The sequence below is a fragment of the Neorhizobium sp. R1-B genome (assembly GCF_004368875.1).
Classification (GTDB): domain Bacteria; phylum Pseudomonadota; class Alphaproteobacteria; order Rhizobiales; family Rhizobiaceae; genus Neorhizobium; species Neorhizobium huautlense.
Map to the genome: position 1 here is coordinate 187,773 of NZ_SOEM01000001.1, position 20,821 is coordinate 208,593.

Annotated in this window: 15 protein-coding genes and 1 tRNA gene; 5 read left to right on the top strand and 11 right to left on the bottom strand. The window is 58.8% G+C overall.

Features of this window, described 5'->3' with window-relative positions; genetic code table 11:
* Positions 1–68 precede the first annotated feature (68 nt).
* Positions 69–362, top strand: a complete 294-nt coding sequence (locus EDE05_RS00855) for a hypothetical protein (RefSeq protein WP_105374622.1) — start codon at positions 69–71, stop codon at positions 360–362.
* 213 nt (positions 363–575) lie between these two features.
* Here the strand turns inward: EDE05_RS00855 and EDE05_RS00860 are convergent, their stop codons facing one another.
* The 3 genes from EDE05_RS00860 to EDE05_RS00870 form a co-directional block, all read right to left on the bottom strand.
* Positions 576–1,640 (bottom strand): M48 family metallopeptidase, encoded by a 1,065-nt coding sequence (locus EDE05_RS00860; RefSeq protein ID WP_134099465.1) that lies wholly within the window; start codon positions 1,638–1,640, stop codon positions 576–578.
* On the bottom strand, positions 1,630–2,715 hold the full coding sequence (locus tag EDE05_RS00865) for a YjgN family protein (protein ID WP_134099468.1): 1,086 nt from the start codon (positions 2,713–2,715) through the stop codon (positions 1,630–1,632). The genes EDE05_RS00860 and EDE05_RS00865 overlap by 11 nt, the downstream gene beginning before the upstream one ends.
* Before the next feature lie 162 nt (positions 2,716–2,877).
* Positions 2,878–4,374 carry a CoA-acylating methylmalonate-semialdehyde dehydrogenase gene (locus EDE05_RS00870; protein ID WP_134099470.1) on the bottom strand — a complete coding sequence of 499 codons (1,497 nt, stop codon included), beginning with the start codon at positions 4,372–4,374 and terminating at the stop codon, positions 2,878–2,880.
* Between the two features lie 123 nt (positions 4,375–4,497).
* On the opposite strand from EDE05_RS00870, the gene EDE05_RS00875 reads away from it, so the two are divergent.
* Complete coding sequence (locus tag EDE05_RS00875; protein WP_134099471.1) at positions 4,498–5,379, top strand: LysR family transcriptional regulator; 882 nt, start codon at positions 4,498–4,500, stop codon at positions 5,377–5,379.
* 68 nt (positions 5,380–5,447) lie between these two features.
* Here EDE05_RS00875 and EDE05_RS00880 read toward each other — a convergent pair whose 3' ends face one another.
* The 3 genes from EDE05_RS00880 to EDE05_RS00890 form a co-directional block, all read right to left on the bottom strand.
* Entirely contained in the window at positions 5,448–5,693 is a 246-nt protein-coding gene (locus EDE05_RS00880) for a helix-turn-helix transcriptional regulator (protein ID WP_105374627.1), read from the bottom strand.
* A gap of 316 nt (positions 5,694–6,009) precedes the next feature.
* Positions 6,010–6,086: transfer RNA gene (locus tag EDE05_RS00885), tRNA-His, on the bottom strand.
* Between the two features lie 127 nt (positions 6,087–6,213).
* Complete coding sequence (locus EDE05_RS00890) at positions 6,214–6,660, bottom strand: phasin (protein ID WP_105374628.1); 447 nt, start codon at positions 6,658–6,660, stop codon at positions 6,214–6,216.
* Between the two features lie 232 nt (positions 6,661–6,892).
* On the opposite strand from EDE05_RS00890, the gene EDE05_RS00895 reads away from it, so the two are divergent.
* Together EDE05_RS00895 and EDE05_RS00900 are read left to right on the top strand one after the other, a co-directional pair.
* Entirely contained in the window at positions 6,893–10,669 is a 3,777-nt protein-coding gene (locus tag EDE05_RS00895) for an ATP-binding protein (RefSeq protein ID WP_134099474.1), read from the top strand.
* A 66-nt stretch (positions 10,670–10,735) separates the two neighbouring features.
* Positions 10,736–12,385 carry an iron ABC transporter permease gene (locus EDE05_RS00900; RefSeq protein ID WP_105374630.1) on the top strand — a complete coding sequence of 550 codons (1,650 nt, stop codon included), beginning with the start codon at positions 10,736–10,738 and terminating at the stop codon, positions 12,383–12,385.
* Positions 12,386–12,651: 266 nt separating this feature from the next.
* Here EDE05_RS00900 and EDE05_RS00905 read toward each other — a convergent pair whose 3' ends face one another.
* Positions 12,652–14,604, bottom strand: a complete 1,953-nt coding sequence (locus EDE05_RS00905) for an acetoacetate--CoA ligase (protein WP_134099477.1) — start codon at positions 14,602–14,604, stop codon at positions 12,652–12,654.
* 155 nt (positions 14,605–14,759) lie between these two features.
* Between EDE05_RS00905 and EDE05_RS00910 the strand changes: the two genes are divergently transcribed.
* Entirely contained in the window at positions 14,760–16,637 is a 1,878-nt protein-coding gene (locus EDE05_RS00910) for an AsmA-like C-terminal region-containing protein (RefSeq protein ID WP_134099480.1), read from the top strand.
* Positions 16,638–16,665: 28 nt separating this feature from the next.
* Here EDE05_RS00910 and EDE05_RS00915 read toward each other — a convergent pair whose 3' ends face one another.
* The 4 genes from EDE05_RS00915 to EDE05_RS00930 form a co-directional block, all read right to left on the bottom strand.
* Positions 16,666–17,484: an ABC transporter permease gene (locus tag EDE05_RS00915; protein ID WP_105374633.1), complete on the bottom strand. Its 819-nt coding sequence runs from the start codon at positions 17,482–17,484 to the stop codon at positions 16,666–16,668.
* Position 17,485: 1 nt separating this feature from the next.
* Positions 17,486–18,403 carry an ABC transporter permease subunit gene (locus tag EDE05_RS00920; RefSeq protein WP_132408601.1) on the bottom strand — a complete coding sequence of 306 codons (918 nt, stop codon included), beginning with the start codon at positions 18,401–18,403 and terminating at the stop codon, positions 17,486–17,488.
* A gap of 17 nt (positions 18,404–18,420) precedes the next feature.
* Positions 18,421–19,578, bottom strand: coding sequence for an ABC transporter ATP-binding protein (locus EDE05_RS00925; protein WP_112797206.1), 1,158 nt, complete (start codon positions 19,576–19,578; stop codon positions 18,421–18,423).
* Positions 19,579–19,652: 74 nt separating this feature from the next.
* The gene (locus tag EDE05_RS00930) at positions 19,653–20,750 is read right to left on the bottom strand and encodes a polyamine ABC transporter substrate-binding protein (RefSeq protein ID WP_112797208.1); all 1,098 of its coding nucleotides are present in this window, start codon (positions 20,748–20,750) and stop codon (positions 19,653–19,655) included.
* Between the last annotated feature and the right edge of the window lie 71 nt (positions 20,751–20,821).

Sequence of the window (20,821 nt, forward strand, 5' to 3'; positions counted from 1 at the left end):
TGCGACGCCGGCTTTTGGCATTATGGAGATAATGCGCCCGGAGACCCGCTGGTCAGGCTTCGCGTTCCGTGACAGAATATTCCATGCTGTCGCGCGACCTGCACATTGTCCTGATGATTCTCTATGAAGCGGGCGCTTCGCGCGTGCCGGCCTCGCAGGTTGCCTGGACGAGCGACATGGCACCCGCTTTAAATCGGGCGCTGAACATGCAGTATATCGTCCATCGCGAGGGCAGATCCGAACGGCTCTTTTCGCTGACGGAATCCGGCTATATCGCGATCGGGCGGCAGCCTCCGGCCTACATGTCGATCTCCCGCACGATGAGGGCGTTTTTCCGCATCGGCGGCGGTTCGACGGAATGAGCGATCCTGGAATTTAGCTTGCCATCGAAACGGCGAACCAAGCAGGTACTGCCAGTGCCGCCAGGATCACAAGCAAACTGATGCCCATCTTGGCCAAATATGCGCGGCGCGCGCGCCTTGCATCCCACTCGTATACCATGAACTCCCACTCCTACTCCGCGAGCTAAATTAGATCAGTCTTCACAGACGTCAACAGTCAGCCATGAAACACGGCTACCTTGCGCCAGACCGACTTTTTAGCTCTTGCGAATATTTGCGGATGTCCTGCTGGCGCTGCGGTGTGCCAGGATGGCTCGACAACATGCTCGTGTCGCCGTGATCGCCGAGTTTTTCCTCCAGAAGCGCAAAGAAGCGGGCGAGCGCCGCCGGATCGTAACCGGCAACATTCATGAGTTCTACCGATCGGCGGTCGGCTTCGGCTTCGGCCGAGCGTGAATAGGACAGCGCAACCAGGGCGCCTCCCTGGGTGAGGATGTCCTCGACGCCGGATCCGACGTCCCCGGCGATCAGCATGACAAGCGCCGCAACACCGGCAACGCGATAAAGCTGGCGAAGACTATGCTCTCCTTCCACATGGGCAATCTCGTGACCAAGGACGCCAAGGATCATCTCGCGATCGTCCCCGGCCAGTTTCACCAGATCGTCGGTGAGAATGAGATTGCCGTCGGGAAGGGCGAAGGCGTTGGGACCGATCACCCCGCCATCGCGGAAATTCAGCGTATAGGCCTTTTTGCCGCCTTCCGAATGCGCGGCAAGTTTTCCGAACCCTTCGGAGATCGCCTGCCGCTCCGCTTCCGGCAATTGCGAGGGCTTGAGGACAGTTCGGTCGAGCGAGGCGAGCGTACCCGAACCGATCATCTCCGGCACGAAAGGCGGGGTTACGAGGATCGCGACTTCCACAAGTGCCGGCAAAGCGAACCGATAGATGGAGGCAGCCAGCACAATGACGGCGATCGTGATAACGATCAGGCGCGGGTGAAACTCTTCCAGCCGATGAACAAAGCCGCTGCGTGCACCCCGTTGAGAACGAAGATAGGCGTCAATGGCATCGTTTTCACGCGTTTCCAGCACCGAGCCGTCCGGAAAGGTCAAGCGCCGCGGAATCGTTCCCACTCTCGGGCTGATCTCCACTCGCTCCGGAACCGCCACTGCAAGAACCGCCCCCTCCCCTTCGGCAACCAGTCGACCATTCTCCACCCGCAGGACGGAGGGCGTCGCGTGGCTCGAATTGGCGGGATGCCATTCGCCTTTGGCTATGACGGCGGGATCAGAAGCCAAAATCAAACCCTTCCATGTCCATGTACTCGGCGCTAATCGCCGCACCTGTCGCCTCGATCGAAGACATGACCTGGCCTGGATCTCCGTGGATGCGGATGGCTGTGTGCTCGTTGACATACCTCGCCATACGCACCGCGGCCCAGGGCCTCATCAGCCCGAGCGTAAAGATCGTGACGACAACGTTGGAAATTGCAATCCAGGCAAAACGCCACCGGGAAAGATCGCTCAGCAGTTCGTGACGGTCATCCAGTTTCGCTGCCGACCAGGCCACATTGCGCACGCCTGCGCGATAAAAGAGGCCGGCAAGGCCGTAAAGAAGAAAGGCAAGGACAACGACCGGGAACGCCGCGAAGGCAAACATCCCGACAGTCTCCTCGCTCGATACGCCGTCCCCACCGGTGAGCGTCCCCGAAGCGACCGCGATGGATATGATTATGGCCGTAGACACAAACGCTCCAAAGAGGAACATCAGCGCCGGCAGGATCCAGACGCGATAGAGCGACCCCAGGGAGGGATCCGTCGAAAACGGCCGATCGCCATAGCGGAAATTGTTGAAAACATAGCGCCAGACCCAGCGGCTTGCCAACGGAGCCAGAATGCCAAGGGAAACGAAGGCCACGATGCTGCCGAGGATAACCGCCACGAAGGCACCACCTGCCGAACCCGCGAAATCAAAACGCACGTTGCGATAGCTCGTCACGCGGGCATTGAAGCGCAAGCCGCGCATGATCAGCCAAGGCAAGGCGAGGAGGATCAGAACGGTCGTGACAATAGAGAAAAGCGGGTTGATGGCGGAAAGCAGGTTGACCACGATCAGGAAGGCAAAGACGATCAGGCGTCCGATAAAAATCTGCTTGCCGGTCGCGTGATATTCGAAGGCCCGGCCAAGAATAACTGTATTGCCATTGAAATAGCGCTTACGTCGGACTTTGGCCCAGGCGGAATAGATGCCCAAGGTAATGATTGTCAGCAGGATGTTGACGATCCAGATGCCGAAATATTCGCTGGCATTGCCGGTGAAGGAAGCGCGCTCAAATTTTCCCGCCTCGACCGGAGGTTTTGCCTGAAATTCCATGAAACAATGTCCCCCATTGAACCCTTCAGATTCGGTTGACCGAATCCGGGAGCATCTTAAGGTCAAAGGTTGTCATTTCAACTACAGGTAAGGGCACCAATTCCCATCAACGGAAACGGGCCTCCGAAGAGGCCCGTTCTATGTTTGAAGCTGACTTTTCGCCTATTTCATCGTCGGCATGACAAATTCGGCGCCGTCCTTGATGCCGGAGGGCCAGCGCGCGGTGATCGTCTTGGTCTTGGTCCAGAATTTGATCGAGTCCGTCCCGTGCTGATTGAGGTCTCCGAAGCTCGACGCCTTCCAGCCGCCGAAAGAGTGGTAGGCGAGCGGAACCGGAATGGGAACATTGATGCCGATCATGCCGATATTCACGCGGCTGGCAAAATCGCGGGCAGCATCGCCATCGCGGGTGTAGATGGCGACGCCGTTGCCATATTCGTGCTTCATCGGAAGGGAAAGCGCGTCCTCGTAGTTCTTGGCGCGAACGACCGACAGAACCGGCCCGAATATCTCCGTCTTGTAGATATCCATCTCCGGCGTCACATGGTCGAACAACGTGCCGCCCACGAAATAGCCGTTCTCATAGCCCTGCAGCTTGAAGCCGCGGCCATCCACGACGAGCTTGGCACCTTCTTCGACTCCGCGGTCAATCAGACCATTGATGCGGGCATGCGCCTCCTTGGTGACGACCGGACCCATGTCCGCCTTGTCGTCGGTATAAGGGCCGATACGCAGCGACTCGATCTTGGGCGCCAGTTTCTCGACCAGAAGGTTGGCCGTTTCCTCGCCAACTGGCACGGCAACGGAAATCGCCATGCAGCGCTCGCCGGCCGAACCATAACCCGCACCCATCAGCGCATTGACCGCCTGGTCCATGTCGGCGTCCGGCATGATGATCATGTGATTCTTGGCGCCGCCGAAGCACTGGGCGCGCTTGCCGTTCATCGCCGCCGTTCCATAGACGTAACGCGCGATTGGCGTAGAGCCCACAAAGGTAACGGCGCCGATATCCGGGTCAGTCAGGATTGCGTCGACGGCCGCCTTGTCACCGTTGACGACGTTGAGGATGCCGGCAGGCAGGCCTGCCTCGATCATCAGTTCGGCAAGCCGCAGCGGCACCGAGGGGTCGCGTTCGGACGGTTTCAGAATGAAAGCATTGCCGCAGGCAATCGCCGGGGCGAACATCCACATCGGGATCATGGCCGGAAAGTTGAACGGCGTGATGCCGGCGCCGATACCGACGGGCTGGCGCATCGAGTACATGTCGATCGCGGGGCCGGCGCCTTCGGTGAATTCCCCCTTCTGCAGATGCGGAATGCCGCAGACGAATTCGCAGACTTCAAGACCGCGCACGATATCGCCCTTGGAGTCTTCAACCGTCTTGCCATGTTCCTGGGAGAGCAGTTCGGCAAGCTCGTCCATGTGCTTGTTCAGCAGCTCCACGAATTTGAAGAAGACGCGGGCGCGACGCTGTGGATTGGTCGCCGCCCATTTCGGCTGCGCTGCCTTGGCATTCTCGACGGCTGCGCGAATTTCCGAAACGCTGGCGAGAGAAACCTTCGCCTGGACCTCGCCGGTCGCCGGGTTGAAAACGTCCGCAGTCCGGCCACTGGTGCCAGCGACGTGCTCTCCGCCTATGAAATGCCCGATCTCACGCATGGGATGCTCCTCCTACTGTTTCTGAACGACTTATCTGTATAGGCGAAGGATACGCGCAGAATTGCACAAGGCAACGCCGTAGTTTACGCATCTGTTGTGCAAAATTCGACATCGGAGCGCTGGATGAATTGGGATGATGTGCGCCTTTTCCTAGCCGTGGCGCGGACTGGGCAAATCCTTGCTGCCTCCCGGCGGCTCGGCATCAACCATGCCACACTGGGGCGGCGGGTGACCGCGCTCGAAGAGGACCTGCGGACCCGGCTGCTGATCCGCCGCACCAATGGTTGCGAGTTGACCGTAGAAGGCGAGATCTTTTTCCACGCCGCCGAACGCATGGAAACGGAAATGCTTGCAGCGCAGGCGAGTACGGGACGGATAGACACCGCGGTTGCGGGAACGGTGCGGATCGGTGCGCCCGACGGTTTCGGGGTCTCGTTCCTGGCATCCCGGCTCGGGCGGTTGACCCGCCGACATCCGGACCTGAAACTGCAACTCGTACCGGTGCCGCGCTCCTTTTCATTATCCCAGCGGGAGGCCGATATCGCCATTACGATCGAGCGACCGGAACAGGGCCGGCTCGTCTCGTCAAAACTTACCGACTACACGTTGGGGCTTTATGCCTCTAAAAGTTATCTCGACCAGGCCGGAACTCCAGAAACCGTCGAGGCATTGAGAGCACATCCCCGCATCGGTTATGTCGAAGACCTGATCTTTTCCCCCTCGCTCAATTTCACGGGCGAAGTGATGCGCGATTGGGATGCAAGTTTCGAGATATCGAGCGCGATCGGGCAGACGGAAGCGGTTCGTTCGGGCGCCGGCATCGGCATCCTGCATGATTACGTAGCGCGCCAATCCTGCGAACTGAAGCGCGTGCTACCGGAAATCGTCATCCGGCGCTCCTATTGGACCACCTATCATGAAACCACGCGCGACCTGATACGTCTGCGCACCGTCGTCGACTTTCTGAGGGAACTGGTCGATGAGGAGCGACACATCTTCGTGTAGGCAGGAAATCGACCCTATACGGATGGAAGAATGAGGACCGGCCGCCGAAGCGGCCGGACGCCTGAACATCAGGTAAGCAAGAAGGTCGAAATCGGAACCTGCAGGGCTGCGGCAATGCGTTTCAACTTTGCCGGATCTGCGTCCATGCCACTTTCAACACGGAGAATCTCGTCACTGACGAGGCCGGTCGTGACGGCAAGTTCGTCAATACTATAGCCCATCGCCCGTCGGGCTTCGGCAACTGCAGAGGCGATGTGCTGCGGAGAAAGCGTAGTTCCGTTCGCAGATGCGAAATTATTGATGGAAATTGTCATCCTCATGACTCCTTCTAAAAAGGCCTGCCGCGCAGGGCGAACAGGTGAAGGGGGCCAAAGCCCAAGACGCAAGTGTCCAAAATTTTGGGCACTCGCTGCCGCAAACATAGGCATGTCAGCGATTGTGACAAGGCCTGATAGTGCAGTGCACAAGATTGTGTTCGTTTCCGGGCCAGACAAGGGCCGAGGTATCCGGAAACCGTCGAATGTCCGAAGAACGTGTCGGTTTGGCGTTTACAGGCCAGCAGAAATAAGACTTAGAGAGACTGTTCCAGGCGGAGACAAGCCCCGTCGATCAGTTTGCCTTGAATGAAAGTGGTACGGTTGGTGGGAATCGAACCTACGACCTCAGGTGCCACAAACCTGCGCTCTAACCAACTGAGCTACAACCGCACAAAAACCGCTCAAAGCGGCATTTCGGGTCACATACGGCGATCAGACTTGTTTTGCAAGTCCCTTCTTCAAATAGAAGAGGGCCGAAACCTGCTCCGGCCCTCTTCTTGAAATCGGCGCGTAGAAATCAGGCGGCCTTAAAGGTCGCCATGACCTTTTCAGCTGCAACCTTGCCCGGCTGCGAGACATTTTCGGCAAGCTTGCGGGCTGCGTCCTGCATGGACTTCGCCTGTTCAACCGTGATTTCGGCCTGCTTGCGGATGAAGGCGGTCTGCAGCTCGAAAAGCTCCGATACGGACTTCACGCCGAGCAGCGCTTCCATGTGGGAAAGGGACATGTCGGCATTCGTACGCAGCGCGTCGATAGCCTTCAGGCCGAGCTCTACAGACCCTGCCTGAGCCGACTGCAAAGTGGTCTCCACCGTCTTGGTGGCTTCCTCAGCGGCGGTTTTCATCTTAGCATAAGCGTCACGCGACTGAGTGGCGCCCTTTTCGGCAAATTCGCGGAAGCTCTCGGTCAGCTTGGCCGGGTCGAAAGCGGTGAAGGAAAAGATGTCGTCGGTCTTGTATGCCATCGTTTCTGGTCCTCGTTGGCGTTTTCTTCGGCAGAACCGAAGATGTGATGCCTCTTATATAACCCATCTTATTGTGCATTGCAATATATTGTGCACCGCACAATAAAAATTTCGGAATTAACCCTGTTAGCGGTTTGAGGGCAACCGCTCTCGACCCGCAGGCGGGGGGGAGATATTAATAATCCGTTAAATCCCGTAGAAATGCGGTTAAACGACTCTGCAGGTTTCGCCTATGTCCGCAGTCCAATATCCGTTCATCGACATTGCCGTACACGAGCATGTGCGCGACCGTTTTGCGGCGGGTGAAGCGATCATCCTGTTTTCTCAGGACACAATGGATCCGTTGTGGTGCAATGGCCGCGGCGCCGATCTTTTTGGTTTTGAGTCCATCTATGACTTTCTCGACCAGGGGCCGAACCGCAATGACATCGTCTTCCGCCAAATAGAAGCGGCGGCGCGCCAGCTCGGTGCGGCGGGCGACGTTCGCCATCTCATGATCCGCATAGCCTCCGGATTCCAGCGTGTGCCTATCCAGGCTGCGTGCGAGCTCATTCGGATCCAAGGGAAAGCGGCAGTATTGTTCAGCGCACCCGTTGAAAAATCTCGCCTTTCCCTTTCAGCCCGTGCCGCGCGAATGATCGAAGGTTTCGACGATCCGGATACGCACATGGCGGTGCTTGACGAGAACGGCGAGGTGCTTGCCGCTTCCGCCAAATTTGCGGACCTCGGAATTTCCAATCAGACAGCAAAAATGCTGTCTGTCACGGCCGGCAATGACCCCAGTCGGCTGGTCAAGCGGCCGATCCCGACGGCCAAGGGCTATCTGCCGGCGGCCATCGGCCGGCTTTCCGAGGAGCCTGCACTCAATCTTCTGTTTACCGTCGAAACCGTGCAAGACCGGACTGCCGCTGACGATGGTCTAAAGTCCGCCAGCCAGATGGCAACGGTCCATGCGACGGAAGCAGATGCGGACGGGGCATTTGGTTCCGACGTCCGCGAAGAGGATGAGGATTTCACCGTCGAGGCCGTGCCTGGCGCCGGTTTCGAAGATGTGATCACCGCCGTCTCCGAAATCGAGGATGCCGAGGAACTGGAGGAAGAAATCTCGCTTGAGGCGCAAGTCCCTGATGGTTTTGGCCAAGACGAGGACGTGCCTGCCGAAGAGACAAACGACGTTTCCACGGACGAGGCGGCTGGGTCGGATGCTCAGTCGATAGCGGGCGGCGGGTCCGAGCCTGTTGCAACGGCCGGCGAAGCTTCAACCCAAGACCCCACCGGCTTCGTGTTCCGCCGCGACGGGCGCGCGATCCGCTTCGTATGGAAGATCGACGCCACCGGCCGGTTCAGCGAAGTTTCCAGTGAATTCGCCGATGCGGTTGGCCCGAATGCCGCTAACATCAACGGCATGGGCTTTGGCGATTTGGCCGCTCTCTTCGGTCTCGATCCGGATGGAAAGATTGCCGAGCTCCTCAATAAGCGCGACACCTGGTCGGGCAAAACGATCTGGTGGCCGGTCGAGGGCACGTCGCTCGTTGTGCCTGTCGATCTCGCGGCTCTGCCCACCTATACCCGAACCCGGGAATTCGACGGCTTTCGAGGGTTCGGCATCGTCCGCATCGGCGACGCGGCGGAAGATCCCAATGCCATCGGCCTGACGCTCACGCCTACCCTAGCGGAGGATGTGGCCGGCGCGACAAATACGACATCCCTACCAGCCGACTCGCCGTTCATCGCATTCGAGTTGGAAGACGATGAGCCGTCAGCCCATCCGGAAGGGAGCGTAGCGAACGCTTCAGGCGCGGATGAGGAAGATACCGTCGATGAAATGACGCAGACGAAGGCGACTGAGGAACCTGCCGAGACCGAAGCCATCGCCGCCGAGGACGATCAGCCGGCCGGTGAACCAAAGCCGTTATCGCTGACCGGCAGACAGGTCCCCTCACTGCTCGACTGGCCCGAAGGCGAAAAGCCGGCGCTGCGTATCGTTGAAAATGCAGGCCGCCGCTATTCCGACAAGGTGATCCAGCTTGAGGAACACCGGTCGAGCGGGCGCGAACGTCTGACCCCCGTGGAGCAGGCCGCCTTTCGGGAGATCGCACGGCAGCTCGACAGCTTCATCGACCGACACGCCGAGCAAAAGAACGCGGAACCAGACGCCCCCTCGCCTGTTTCCGAGGCAAACGAAACTGCGCCCATCGCCATCGATCCCGTTCAGGATGGGGCGTTTTCAGAGAAGGAACAACGGGATCTTGTCCAGGAAGGCGGCATCCGTGCCTCGGCGGAAAGTCTGACCGAGACTCCGGACAGAGTTGAAGAGCAACCTGCTGAAGCGGCTGAGGACGCTTCCGACAAGGTGGCCACGATCACCGGTGAAACGGGCAACATTGTTGCCGAGGAAGAAGTACCGGTCGACGCCGACGGAACGGAAGAGGCGATTGGTCCCGGACTGGAGCTTTCCGACCGTGAGCTTCTCAATCGGATGATGCCGGTGCGAGAGCGGATCGGACTTTCGGCGGAAATCGTCGATCAGATGCCCGTTGCGCTGCTTATTCACAACGGCGACCACTTGATCCACGGCAACCCGGAATTCCTGAGGCTGACCGGCTATGCCGCGCTCGATGAACTGGTTGAAGTCGGCGGCCTGGATGCGCTTCTGCAGCGCCAGGATCTCGAAGGCAAGACGACGGAAGCTGGCGGTATGGTCGTCGTGCGCTCGGACGACGTTGTGGTTCCGGTGACAGCGCGGCTGCAATCGGTCCGCTGGGGCGATTCGACCGCCCTGATGCTGGCGCTCATGCCGGTCGTCACCGAAAGCTCGGCATCCGACGGCACCGAGGCGGCCGAGGTCATTCCCTTACATCCCCGTCGTCCGGCCGATCAGCTCGCAAAGCTGCAGGTCGAGGTGGAGGAGCTGCGCGCCATTCTGGAGACGGCAACCGACGGCGTGGTGATCATTGGCGCCGAAGGCGATATCCGTTCCCTGAACCGGGCCGCGAGCGGGCTTTTCAACTACGACAACGAAGAGATCAACGGCAAACCCTTCGTGACGCTCTTCGCCCATGAAAGCCAGCGCGCTATTCTCGACTACCTCGGCGGTCTCTCCGGCCACGGCGTCGCCAGCGTCCTGAACGATGGTCGCGAAGTGATCGGGCGGGAAGCCTCCGGAGGGTTCCTGCCGCTCTTCATGACGATCGGCAAGCTCACCTCGTCCAATGGCTATTGCGCAGTCATACGCGACATCACCCAATGGAAACGCACAGAGGAAGAGCTGCGCACGGCCAAACGCGCCGCCGAGACGGCGAACGCCCACAAGAGCGAGTTCCTTGCACATGTGAGCCATGAGATCCGCACACCGCTGAACGCCATCATCGGATTTGCGGACATGATGGCGACAGAGCGTTTCGGGCCGATCGGACATCCGCGCTATATCGAATATGCCAACGATATCGGTCGCTCCGGACGACATGTGCTCGATATCGTCAACGATCTGCTCGATATTTCGAAGATCGAGGCGGGCGAGATGGAACTCGATTTCGTCGCTGTAGGCCTTAACGAAACAGTATCCGAGGCTGTGTCCCTGGTGCAGCCGCAGGCAAACAGCCAACGCGTCATCATTCGCACGGCGCTTTCGCATGCCGTGCCGCAGGTCGTCGCCGATCTTCGCTCCGTGAAGCAGATCGTCCTCAACATTCTGTCGAATGCCATCCGCTTCACGCCGTCGGGCGGGCAGATCGTCGTGTCGACGGCCTATGAAGCCAATGGCAACGTGGTGCTTCGCATTCGCGATACGGGCATCGGCATGACGCGCCCGGAACTCGAACTCGCCATGAAGCCGTTCCGTCAGGTAGCAGGCGGCACACGTAAACGAGGCGACGGCACCGGTCTTGGCCTGCCGCTTACCAAAGCGATGGTAGACGCAAACCGCGCAGCCTTCTCGATCACATCGGCTCCGAACGAAGGTACATTGGTGGAAATTACCTTCCCTTCGCCGCGAGTGCTTGCGAACTGACTTTTCAATGATTAGCACTCCTCTTTGAAAGAGGAGTAGAATTTGCAGGTTTCGACGACACCCGCCATGCCGACGCAGAAAGCACGGCAGCCGCGCCGACCGCTTTCCTGGACCGCGGTGGGCGTCGCCACCGTGATCGCCTGGCCGATCCTCGCTATATTATGGATTGCGATATCCGGCGACGATGGCACCTGGCAACATATCATCGTCAATGTCGTACCGCGCGCCACCGGGCGCACGCTGCGGCTTCTCTTTCTAACCGGACTGGTGACCGCGTTTTTTGGCGTGCTCACCGCCTGGCTCGTCGCAAGTTTCGACTTCCCTTTCCGCCGGCTTCTCTCGGCCGCGCTGGTGCTGCCGCTTGCTATTCCCTCCTATCTTGCCGCGTACGCCTTCGGAGAGTTCCTCGATTTTACCGGTCCGCTGCAGACCTGGTACCGGCAGATCTTCGGCTACCAAACTGCCCGTGAATACTGGTTTCCAGACATTCGTTCGCTCGGCGGGGCGGTGCTGGTGCTCTCTGCCGTCCTCTATCCGTATGTTTATCTGGCCTGCCGTTCGATGTTCATGATGCAGGGCCGCGCGGCTGCCGATGTTGCCCGCACACTCGGCGCCGGCCCTCTTCGAGTGTTCTTTCAGGTGCAGATTCCCATGGCGCGGCCAGCAATCATGATCGGGCTGACCCTCGTCATGATGGAGACGCTGAACGATATCGGAGCGGTGGAATTTCTCGGCGTCAATACTCTCACCTTCTCGATCTACGACACCTGGCTGAACCGCGGCAGTCTTTCCGGCGCCGCGCAGATCGCCGCCGTGATGCTGCTGGTCGTCTCGATCCTGATTCTTGTCGAACGGGCAGCCCGCCGGCAGCAGCGGTTTTCCGGCAACAGGACGACGACGCTCGCCGATGCGGCAATGCGGCCGCGACTGAGCGGAGTAAAAGGCTTGCTTGCGGCTGCCTTCTGCGTCCTGCCTGTTGCTTTTGGCTTCGGCCTCCCATTCCTGGTGCAGGGCCGCTTTGCGCTGGCACGGATCGAGGATTTTGCCGATCCTCGCCTCCTTGACGCGCTGTGGAACAGCATTACCGTCTCCACGGCGACCGCTCTCTGCTCTGTTGCTCTCGGCTTTGTCCTTTCCTACGCGGCACGCAGCGAACGCTCGGGGCTCGTCGCATTCTCCAACCGGCTCGCGTCGCTCGGTTACGCGGTCCCTGGCACGGTCCTTGCGATGGGCGTGCTTGTTCCGCTTGCCGCCTTCGACAACGCGTTGGACGGCATCCTGCGGGAGAGCGCTGGGATTTCGACGGGCCTGCTGCTTTCCGGTACCGGCTTTGCTATCGTTTATGCCTGCACTGTTCGTTTCATGGCCATGGCTGAAGGCAATCTGGATGCCGGCTTTCAAAAACTCTCGCCGCATCTCGACATGGCCGCGCGTGCTCTTGGCCGAAATCGCCGGCAGACCCTCTGGTCCGTGCTGCTCCCCAACATGCATCCCGCGCTTCTGACAGCCGCCCTCTTTGTCTTCATTGAGACAATGAAGGAACTATCGGCCACAATCCTGCTTCGGCCATTCAATTTCAACACCTTGGCAACGCTCGTCTACGAGGACGCCTCGCGAGCCCGGATAGAGGATTCCTCCGTCGCCGCAATCATCATCATTCTTGCCGGGCTGGTGCCTGTCGCGCTGGTGTCGCGCTCGCTCAACAGATTGCACTGAGGATGATTGCAATTCTGAGATGCATTGAAGGCTAAAAGAAAGGCAGCCAAAGCTGCCTTTAAATTTAAATGCTGTCCAACGAAAGTTGGCGGAGACATCATGTCTATGAAAGCTCGCGGCTACCCGTCTTCATACACCGTATGAATCCCTATTGCTCCACTCTTGAGCATTTCCACTTAACAGCCGGTAAACTGCGCCTCGTTTTGGGAAGCGTCATTTCTGATGGGTTGTCATGATACACATCAGGACCTTCCGATGGTATGTCTTCAGTTCTCAAGTTCGGTCAACCCGGCAAAAAGATCGAGCGCTTCCGGATTGGCGAGGGCTTCCTTGTTCTTGACCGGCCGGCCATGGACCACGTCGCGTACCGCCAGTTCAACAATCTTGCCAGATTTTGTGCGCGGAATATCGGCAACCTGGACGACCTTTGCCGGCACGTGACGCGGCGAGGCACCGGTGCGAATTCGGCTCTTGATCGCCTTGACGAGATCTTCATCGAGCTGTCGGCCTTCCGACAGGCGCACGAAGAGGACGACGCGCACATCGTCTTCCCAATCCTGGCCGATGCAGATCGCTTCCGCGACCTCCTCCATCTGCTCGACCTGATTGTAGATTTCCGCCGTGCCAATACGCACGCCGCCCGGATTGAGAGTGGCATCGGAACGGCCATGAATGATGATGCCGCCGTGTTCCGTCCATTCGGCGAAATCGCCATGGCACCAGATGTTCTCGAACCGCTCGAAATACGCTGCCCGGTATTTCCTGCCGTCGGGATCGTTCCAGAACATGATCGGCATGGATGGGAAGGCCTTGGTGCAGACGAGCTCCCCCTTTTTCCCACGTACCGGTTTCCCGTCGTCATTCCATACATCCACCGCAAGACCCAGTCCGGGTCCCTGGATTTCCCCCCGCCAAACGGGCTTTAGCGGATTGCCAAGTACAAAACAGGACACGATATCCGTGCCGCCGGAAATGGATGCAAGATGCACCTCACTCTTGATGCCCTCGTAAACGAATGAAAAGCCTTCCGGCGAAAGCGGTGAGCCGGTCGAGGTGATCAATCGCAAGCTCTGGAGATCGTGGGTCTGCTTAGGGAGGATGCCGCCTTTGCGGACTGCATCGATGTATTTTGCCGAGGTCCCGAAGACGGCAAATTTCTCCTCCTGAGCATAGTCGAAGAGAACGTTTCCGTCCGGCGCGAAGGGCGAGCCGTCGAAGAGGCAGAGCGTTGCGCCGACGGCAAGGCCGGAGACCAGCCAGTTCCACATCATCCAGCCGCAGGTGGTGAAATAAAATAACTTCTCACCGGGCTCCAAGCTGCAGTGAAGGCGGTGCTCCTTCAAGTGCTGCAGAAGCGTGCCGCCTGCCGAATGAACGATGCATTTCGGCACACCAGTCGTTCCGGAGGAGAAAAGGATATAGAGCGGATGCGCGAAGGGCAGCTGCTCGAACTCAACCGGCTTTGCCTGAAAAGGCGCAATAAAGTCCGCGAGCATGCGTCCGTCGGAAAGCGAGGCGGCCAGCGCCGGAGCATCTCCCGCATAGGGAACGACCAAGACCGGTGTCTTCAACGCTTGGGAAACCGCCTTCACCTTGGCAGCGACATCCTGACGTTTGCCGTTATACCAATAACCGTCGCAGGTAATGAAGAGCTTGGGTTCGATCTGGCCGAAGCGGTCGAGGACGCCCTGGTCCCCGAAATCGGGAGAACAGGACGACCAGATCGCGCCGATAGAGGCTGCCGCCAGCATGCAAGCCACGGTCTCCGGCATGTTGGGCATCATGGCCGCAATCCGGTCGCCTTTTTCGATACCGAGAGCCCTGAACGCCTGCTGCAGGCGGGAAACTTCAGCACGCAGCCTATCCCAGGACCAGCGGTCGCTCGCCTTGTCCTCTCCGCGAAAGACAAGAGCATCGGCCGCGCCGGTGGCGGTCAGGAGGTTTTCTGCAAAATTCAGCGTCGCGTCGGGGAAAAACCGGGCTGCGAGCATATCGTCGCCATCCTCAAGCGAGCGCTCCCCACGCTTGCCCTTAACGCCGCAATAGTCCCATATCGCGGACCAGAACGCCTCCCGCTCGGCAATCGACCAGGCGTAAAAGGCGTCATAATCCGCGAAGCTCTTCCCGTGGCGCTCAGCGCACCAGCCGATAAAGTGAAAAAGCGGTGTCTTCTGCCGGGCTTCCTGCGAAGGACTCCACAGCGGCTGTTGGTTGGCCATTCCCATTCCTCCATCCCAGAGAGCCGTCTGACCAAACGAACTCTTTCCTTGACCGCTCAGGCTTGAATTCAAGCTGAATTGCCCTGGCCTGTATAGCATGCTGCACTGCATGATAAAGAGGATTGCCGGCCAAGAAAGTGCGGATTTGCGCGATCTTGGCATTTCCTATATTCGCGTTGGACATGCTGACCGTGGGGATCAAAAATCTGCCAAGACACCTGAAGCGCCCGCTCAGCCGGCGGATCCGCGGTCTGCTGATCGGGGTCCTTACAGGTTTGGGGCTCTTTGCCCTTTTCCAAATCATCGCCCCCTTCCTGATCTCCTCGAGCCTGGTGCGGGCAGGCATGGAGGAGGCCGTTGCCGAATGGACGGGCCACGACGTTACGATCGAAGGATCTCCGGACATCCGGTTCTGGCCTGAGCCGAGGATTACGCTCCGCGACATCACCATCCGCAAGCCGGTGGACGGCGGCGAACGGGTGCTCGGCCGCGTCTCGCGCCTTTCCGCCTCGTTCGACCTCCTTCAAACCCTGATCGGGCAGCCGGAATTCAAGGATTTCCGCCTGACCGATCCGCAAATCTACGTTCTGCGAGAGCCGGACGGCCGCCTTGATTGGGCGAATGATGGGCTGTTGAGCCGGGCGGTAAGGGAAGCAAAGCCCGATGCCAGCGGCCAGCAGCTTGCCGCAGACGCCGACGCTCCGATGGGAGAGGTCCGCATCACCAATGGAATTCTAGAAATATCCGAGGTTTCGAGCGGTCGCACCCTACGATTTACAGCCATCGATGGCGATCTCAATTGGCCCTGGCTTTCCCGCGGCATGGAGATCAAAGCCAGGGGCGAGATCAACGGCCGCAAGATTTCAGTGGACTTCAATTCGACGCAACCTCTCCTTCTCCTCGCTGGCAGAAGCGGAAACGCATCCGGGGCTATCGTATCCGAGCTGTTTCAGGGGCGTTTCCAAGGCGTCGCCAACCTTGCGACACATGCTTTCCTATCCGGCGATGCCGAATTGACTATTCCGGACCTGCCAACCGTCATGGCATGGTCGGGGGTAAATTTTGCAGGCGCCGAGCGCATTAAACGCCTCTCGTTGAATGCGCGTCTCGTCACTAACGACAACACGCTGCGCTTCGAGAACCTGTCGCTCGGCCTCAACGACGATAAGGCAACAGGCATCCTGGATCTGATGGTTCCCGACGATCGGTTACCGCGGCTTACCGGGACGCTCGCGTTTGATCGCCTGGATTTGTCCGGAATCCTAGATGCACTGACACCGGCAGCCGATGAAGCAAGTAAAAACAACAACCTGCAAACAGGAATAGAATTCGACCTGCGGCTTTCGGCGGAGCAGGCAGTGCTGGGGCCTCTCCATCTTTCCCAGGCGGCCATAAGCGTGCTGGACACGCCGCACCAGTCACGGGTGGACATCGTCGACAGCGATTTCGAAACCGGCAGGCTGACCGGGCGCCTTGCTACCGCAGGCATCGACCGGCAGGACGAGATGGCCCTCCATATTGCCGTGCAGGGCGCCGATTTCGGCAATATCATCAAGAATCTGGGCCTTGGCGGCCCGTTGCCCATGACCCACGGCTCCCTGGATTTGTCGCTCAACATCCGCCGGCCGATAAACCCGCAGGCGTGGCGCGAGGCAGAGGGGAATTTCCGCTTGCGCGGAGGAGAGGGTTTTCTTCCCGGCGTCAACATCGCAAGTGTCAGGCAGCTCGCAACTCACAAGCAGTATTTCTCTCTGAGTGAGGTCGGCAGCGGCAATCTGCAGTTCGACAGCATCGACCTGGCTGCGCGCATCGCGCATGGCTCGGCCGAGATCCACGATGGAAAGATCACCGGCAGCGACGGTACGTTGGCGATTTCCGGGGTGATACCGTATGCCAGCAATGGCCTTGCTCTTTCCGCGACCATTCGGCCGGCAGCCGATGAACCAGCACAGCTGACCGTTTTCATTGGAGGATCCTGGCCCAATCCGGTGATCTGGCCAGTTTCGGAGACCGCGCCAAAACCGGCGGAGTAAGCCCGCGAACAGAGCTCCCTGCTCCCGATCAGGTCGTACCCCGCAGGGCGACATGCTCATCGCGGATACGCCGCAGTTCGGTTCGCTTGGTGCTGATCGAGGCGAGAATCACGCCGATGGTCACAAAACCGATCAGGATGGTGCAGATCGCATTGATCTCCGGTGTTACACCCAGACGCACCTGCGAATAGATCTTGATCGGCAGCGTCGTCGCGCCCGGGCCGGTGTTGAAGCTCGCGATCACCAGATCGTCGAGCGACAGCGTGAAGGCGAGCATCCAGCCGGCGATTACAGCGGGCAGGATCAGCGGCAGGGTGATCTTGAAAAAGGTCCTGACGGGCGGGCAGCCGAGATCGAGTGCTGCCTCTTCCAAACTGCGATCAAAGGTCATAAGGCGCGACTGAACGACAATCGCGACATAACACATCGTGAAGGTCGTATGAGCGATGGTGACCGTCCAGAAGCCGCGGTCGATATTCAGCGCCACGAAGAGGAGCAACATGGACAGACCGGTGATCACTTCCGGCATGACGAGCGGCGCGTAGATCATGCCGGAAAATAGCATCCTGCCGGGGAACTTCTGGAAACGGACAAGGGACAGGGCAGCGAGCGTTCCAAGCACAGTGCCCAGGGTCGCACTAAGGACGCCGACACGCGCTGTTACCCAGGCTGCATCCATCAGCCCCTCGTTGGACCACATGGTGCGATACCACTGCAGCGAAAACCCGCCCCAGACCGTCACCAGCTTGGATGCGTTGAACGAATAAACGACCAGAATGATAATCGGGATATAGAGAAAGGCGAAGCAGAGCGTCAGGACGGTGGCGTCGAAACGGGACGATTTCATCTCACACGACCTTCTTCTGCTGGTTCTGGAAAATCATGATCGGCACGACCAGCATGATCAGCAGGACCACGGCCACGGCCGAGGCGAGCGGCCAGTCGCGATTGCCGAAGAATTCCGTCCAGAGCGTCTTGCCGATCATCAGCGTGTCGGCACCTCCCAAGAGATCGGGGATCACGAATTCACCCGTAATTGGAATAAAGCAGATCATCGACCCGGCAATGACGCCCGGCAGCGACAGCGGAAAGGTGATCTTCCAGAATGCCTTCCACGGCGGGCAACCAAGATCGCTCGCGGCTTCCAGTAGCGTATTGTCCATCTTCTCCAGCGCCGAATAAAGCGGCAGGACCATGAACGGCAGATAGGAATAGACGATACCGATAAAGACGGCGATGTCGGTCCTGAAAATCTGGACCTGCTCGTTCGGCTCCAGGAGGCCGATCGTCTGAAGAAGTAGTGTCATGAGGCCGTCAGGCTTCAGGATGCCGATCCAGGCATAAACACGGATCAGGAACGAGGTCCAGAACGGCAGGATGACCAGCATGACGAGGGTCGGCCTGAGCGTGATCGGCGCCCGCGCCATGGCGAGCGCCATGGGATAGCCGATCAGGAGCAGCAGGAAGGTGGAGATCACCGCGATCCTCAGCGAGGACAGATAGGATTTGATGTAGAGGGGATCCTCCGTAAGGAAGAGATAATTTTCAAAATCCAGCTTCGAAATGTAGCCGCTGATCGCGCCAAAGCCGGGAAAGACCGGTGTATAGGGCGGCATGGCAATAGCCGTGTCCGACAGCGAGATCTTGAAGATGATGAGGAACGGCGCCGTGAAAAACAGCAGCAGCCAAAGATAGGGCACGACGACAACGAACCAGCGCGCCGGGTTGGGCGTATTGGCGGCTTGTGTCTCCGAAACGCTCGCCATCTCCCCCTCCTCCTTGGTCAGCGCGTCAACACAAGGCCGGCATCGAGCGGCCAAGTGAGCCAGACCATGTCGCCAAACGTAATCGGCCGATCGACCAGGCGCGATACGTTTGCCTGCGCTGCACGAACGATGCGGCCGTCAGCCATCTTGACGAGGAAGACCGAAAAGTCGCCGAGATAGCCGATATCCCAGACTTCGCCATAGACGGCATTGAAGGACGTATCCGTCGGTTGATCCGGGGATATCCGTACCTTTTCGGGGCGGATCGCGAAGGCAACTCTGTCGCCTTTCACGGCCTGGCATTCCTGCTCGACGGCAACGGAAACGCCATCGCAATCGATCCGCACTGTTCCCGGCGCTCCGAGCGCGCTTTCGGTGGTGGAAACGGTGCCTTCGAGAATATTGATGTCGCCGATGAAGTCCGCGACATAGCGGCTGTTCGGGGCTTCGTAAATCTCTGCCGGCGTCGCCACCTGCATGATCACGCCCTTGTCCATGACGGCGATCCGATCCGATACGGTCATCGCCTCCTCCTGGTCGTGGGTGACGATCAGGAAGGTGAGCCCGAGATTGGTCTGGATGTCCATCAACTCGAACTGCGTTTCCTCGCGCAGCTTCTTGTCCAGGGCGCCGAGCGGCTCGTCGAGAAGCAGCACTTTAGGACGCTTGGCGAGCGAGCGGGCCAAAGCAACGCGCTGGCGTTGGCCGCCGGAAAGCTGGTTCGGCTTGCGTCTGGCGAAGGGCTCGAGTTTTACGAGCTTCAGCATTTCCTCGACCCGAGCCGCAATCTCACCTTTCGGCAGATTGTCCTGCTCCAGCCCGAAGGCGATGTTCTTTTCAACCGTCATGTGCGGGAAGAGCGCGTAGCTCTGGAACATCATGTTGGTGGGCCGGCGATAGGGCGGCACACCGGAAATATCCTTGCCCTGAAGCAGGATGCGACCCTCCGTCGGCTCCTCGAAACCGGCCAGCATACGCATCAGCGTGGTTTTGCCGCAGCCCGAAGGACCTAGGAGGGAAAAGAATTCGCGCTCGTAGATATCCAGCGTCAGATTGTCTACGGCGGTAAAATCACCAAAGCGCTTGGTGATGTTTTCGAAGCGGATGAAAGGAACGGCCGAAGGATCGGTCCAGGGAGAGAATTTGCGTTTTACCGGCCCAAGAGACTTCGCCATGCCTTACCCCGTTTCGCCCACCACAGCCCGATAGCATTCGAGGCAGACGCTTCCGCCTGCCCCGCTCTCTTGTCTCAGCTGCCGGTCTTGATCTGCGTCCAGACCCGGTTCAGCACGCGCTGTTCTTTGGCGCCATAGGGCGAAATCGTGAAGAGCTTTTTGACGACATCCTCAGGCGGATAGACGGAAGGGTTTTCGAGAACCTCCTTGTCGAGGAACTTCTGAGACGCAAGATTACCGTTTGCATACTGAACGTAGTTCGATGCCTTGGCGATGATTTCGGGCTTCATCAGGTAGTTGATGAACGCATGGGCTTCTTCGACATTCTTGGCGTCTGCGGGAATGGCCAGGTTGTCAAACCACATATAGGTCCCTTCCTTCGGAATCACGAACTCGACCTTCACGCCGTTGTTCGCTTCCTCGGCCCGATCCTTGGCCTGCAGCACATCGCCCGACCAACCGATCGAAATGCAGGTGTCTCCGTTCGCGAGTTCATCGATATAGGCCGACGAATTGAAGGTCTTCACATAGGGGCGGACCTTCATATAGACGTCGCCACCCGCTTCCAGGTCGGCCGTCTCCTTGCTGTCCGGATCCTTGCCGATGTAGTTCATCGCAATCGCAAAGGTCTCGTCGGACGCGTCGAGGATGTTGATCCCGCAAGACTTCAATTTTGCTGCGTTTTCAGGCTTGAAAAGTACGTCCCAGCTGTCGACCGGCACGTCTCCCAGCGCAGCCTTTACCTTCTCGACGTTATAGCCGATGCCGGTGGTGCCCCACATATAGTTGACGGCATATTGGTTGCCGGGGTCGTATTTGGCGAGGCGCTCCATCACCTGCGGCCACATATTGGGGAGGTTCGGCAGCTTCGATTTGTCGAGCTTCTGGAATACTCCGGCCTGAATCTGGCGAGCCAGGAATGGGCCGGTCGGAACAACTACATCATAACCCGAGCCGCCGGCGAGAAGTTTGGTCTCGACCATCTCGTTGCTGTCGAAGACGTCATAGACGACCTTGATGCCGGTTTCCTTGGTAAAGTCTTCCAGGATCGACTCGTCGATATAGTCGGACCAGTTATAGACATGAACCACGCGCTCCTGCGCCATGGCTGCGGTCGCGGCAAATGCCGTCGCAGCAACGGCGGCGGCTAAGCTGAGCAAATGGCTTTTCATGATCTCTCCTGTTCCAGTTTTTTCTGCGCGAGTGCGAAAGGCGCTTAATTCCCTTATCTTTTTCGGGAGAG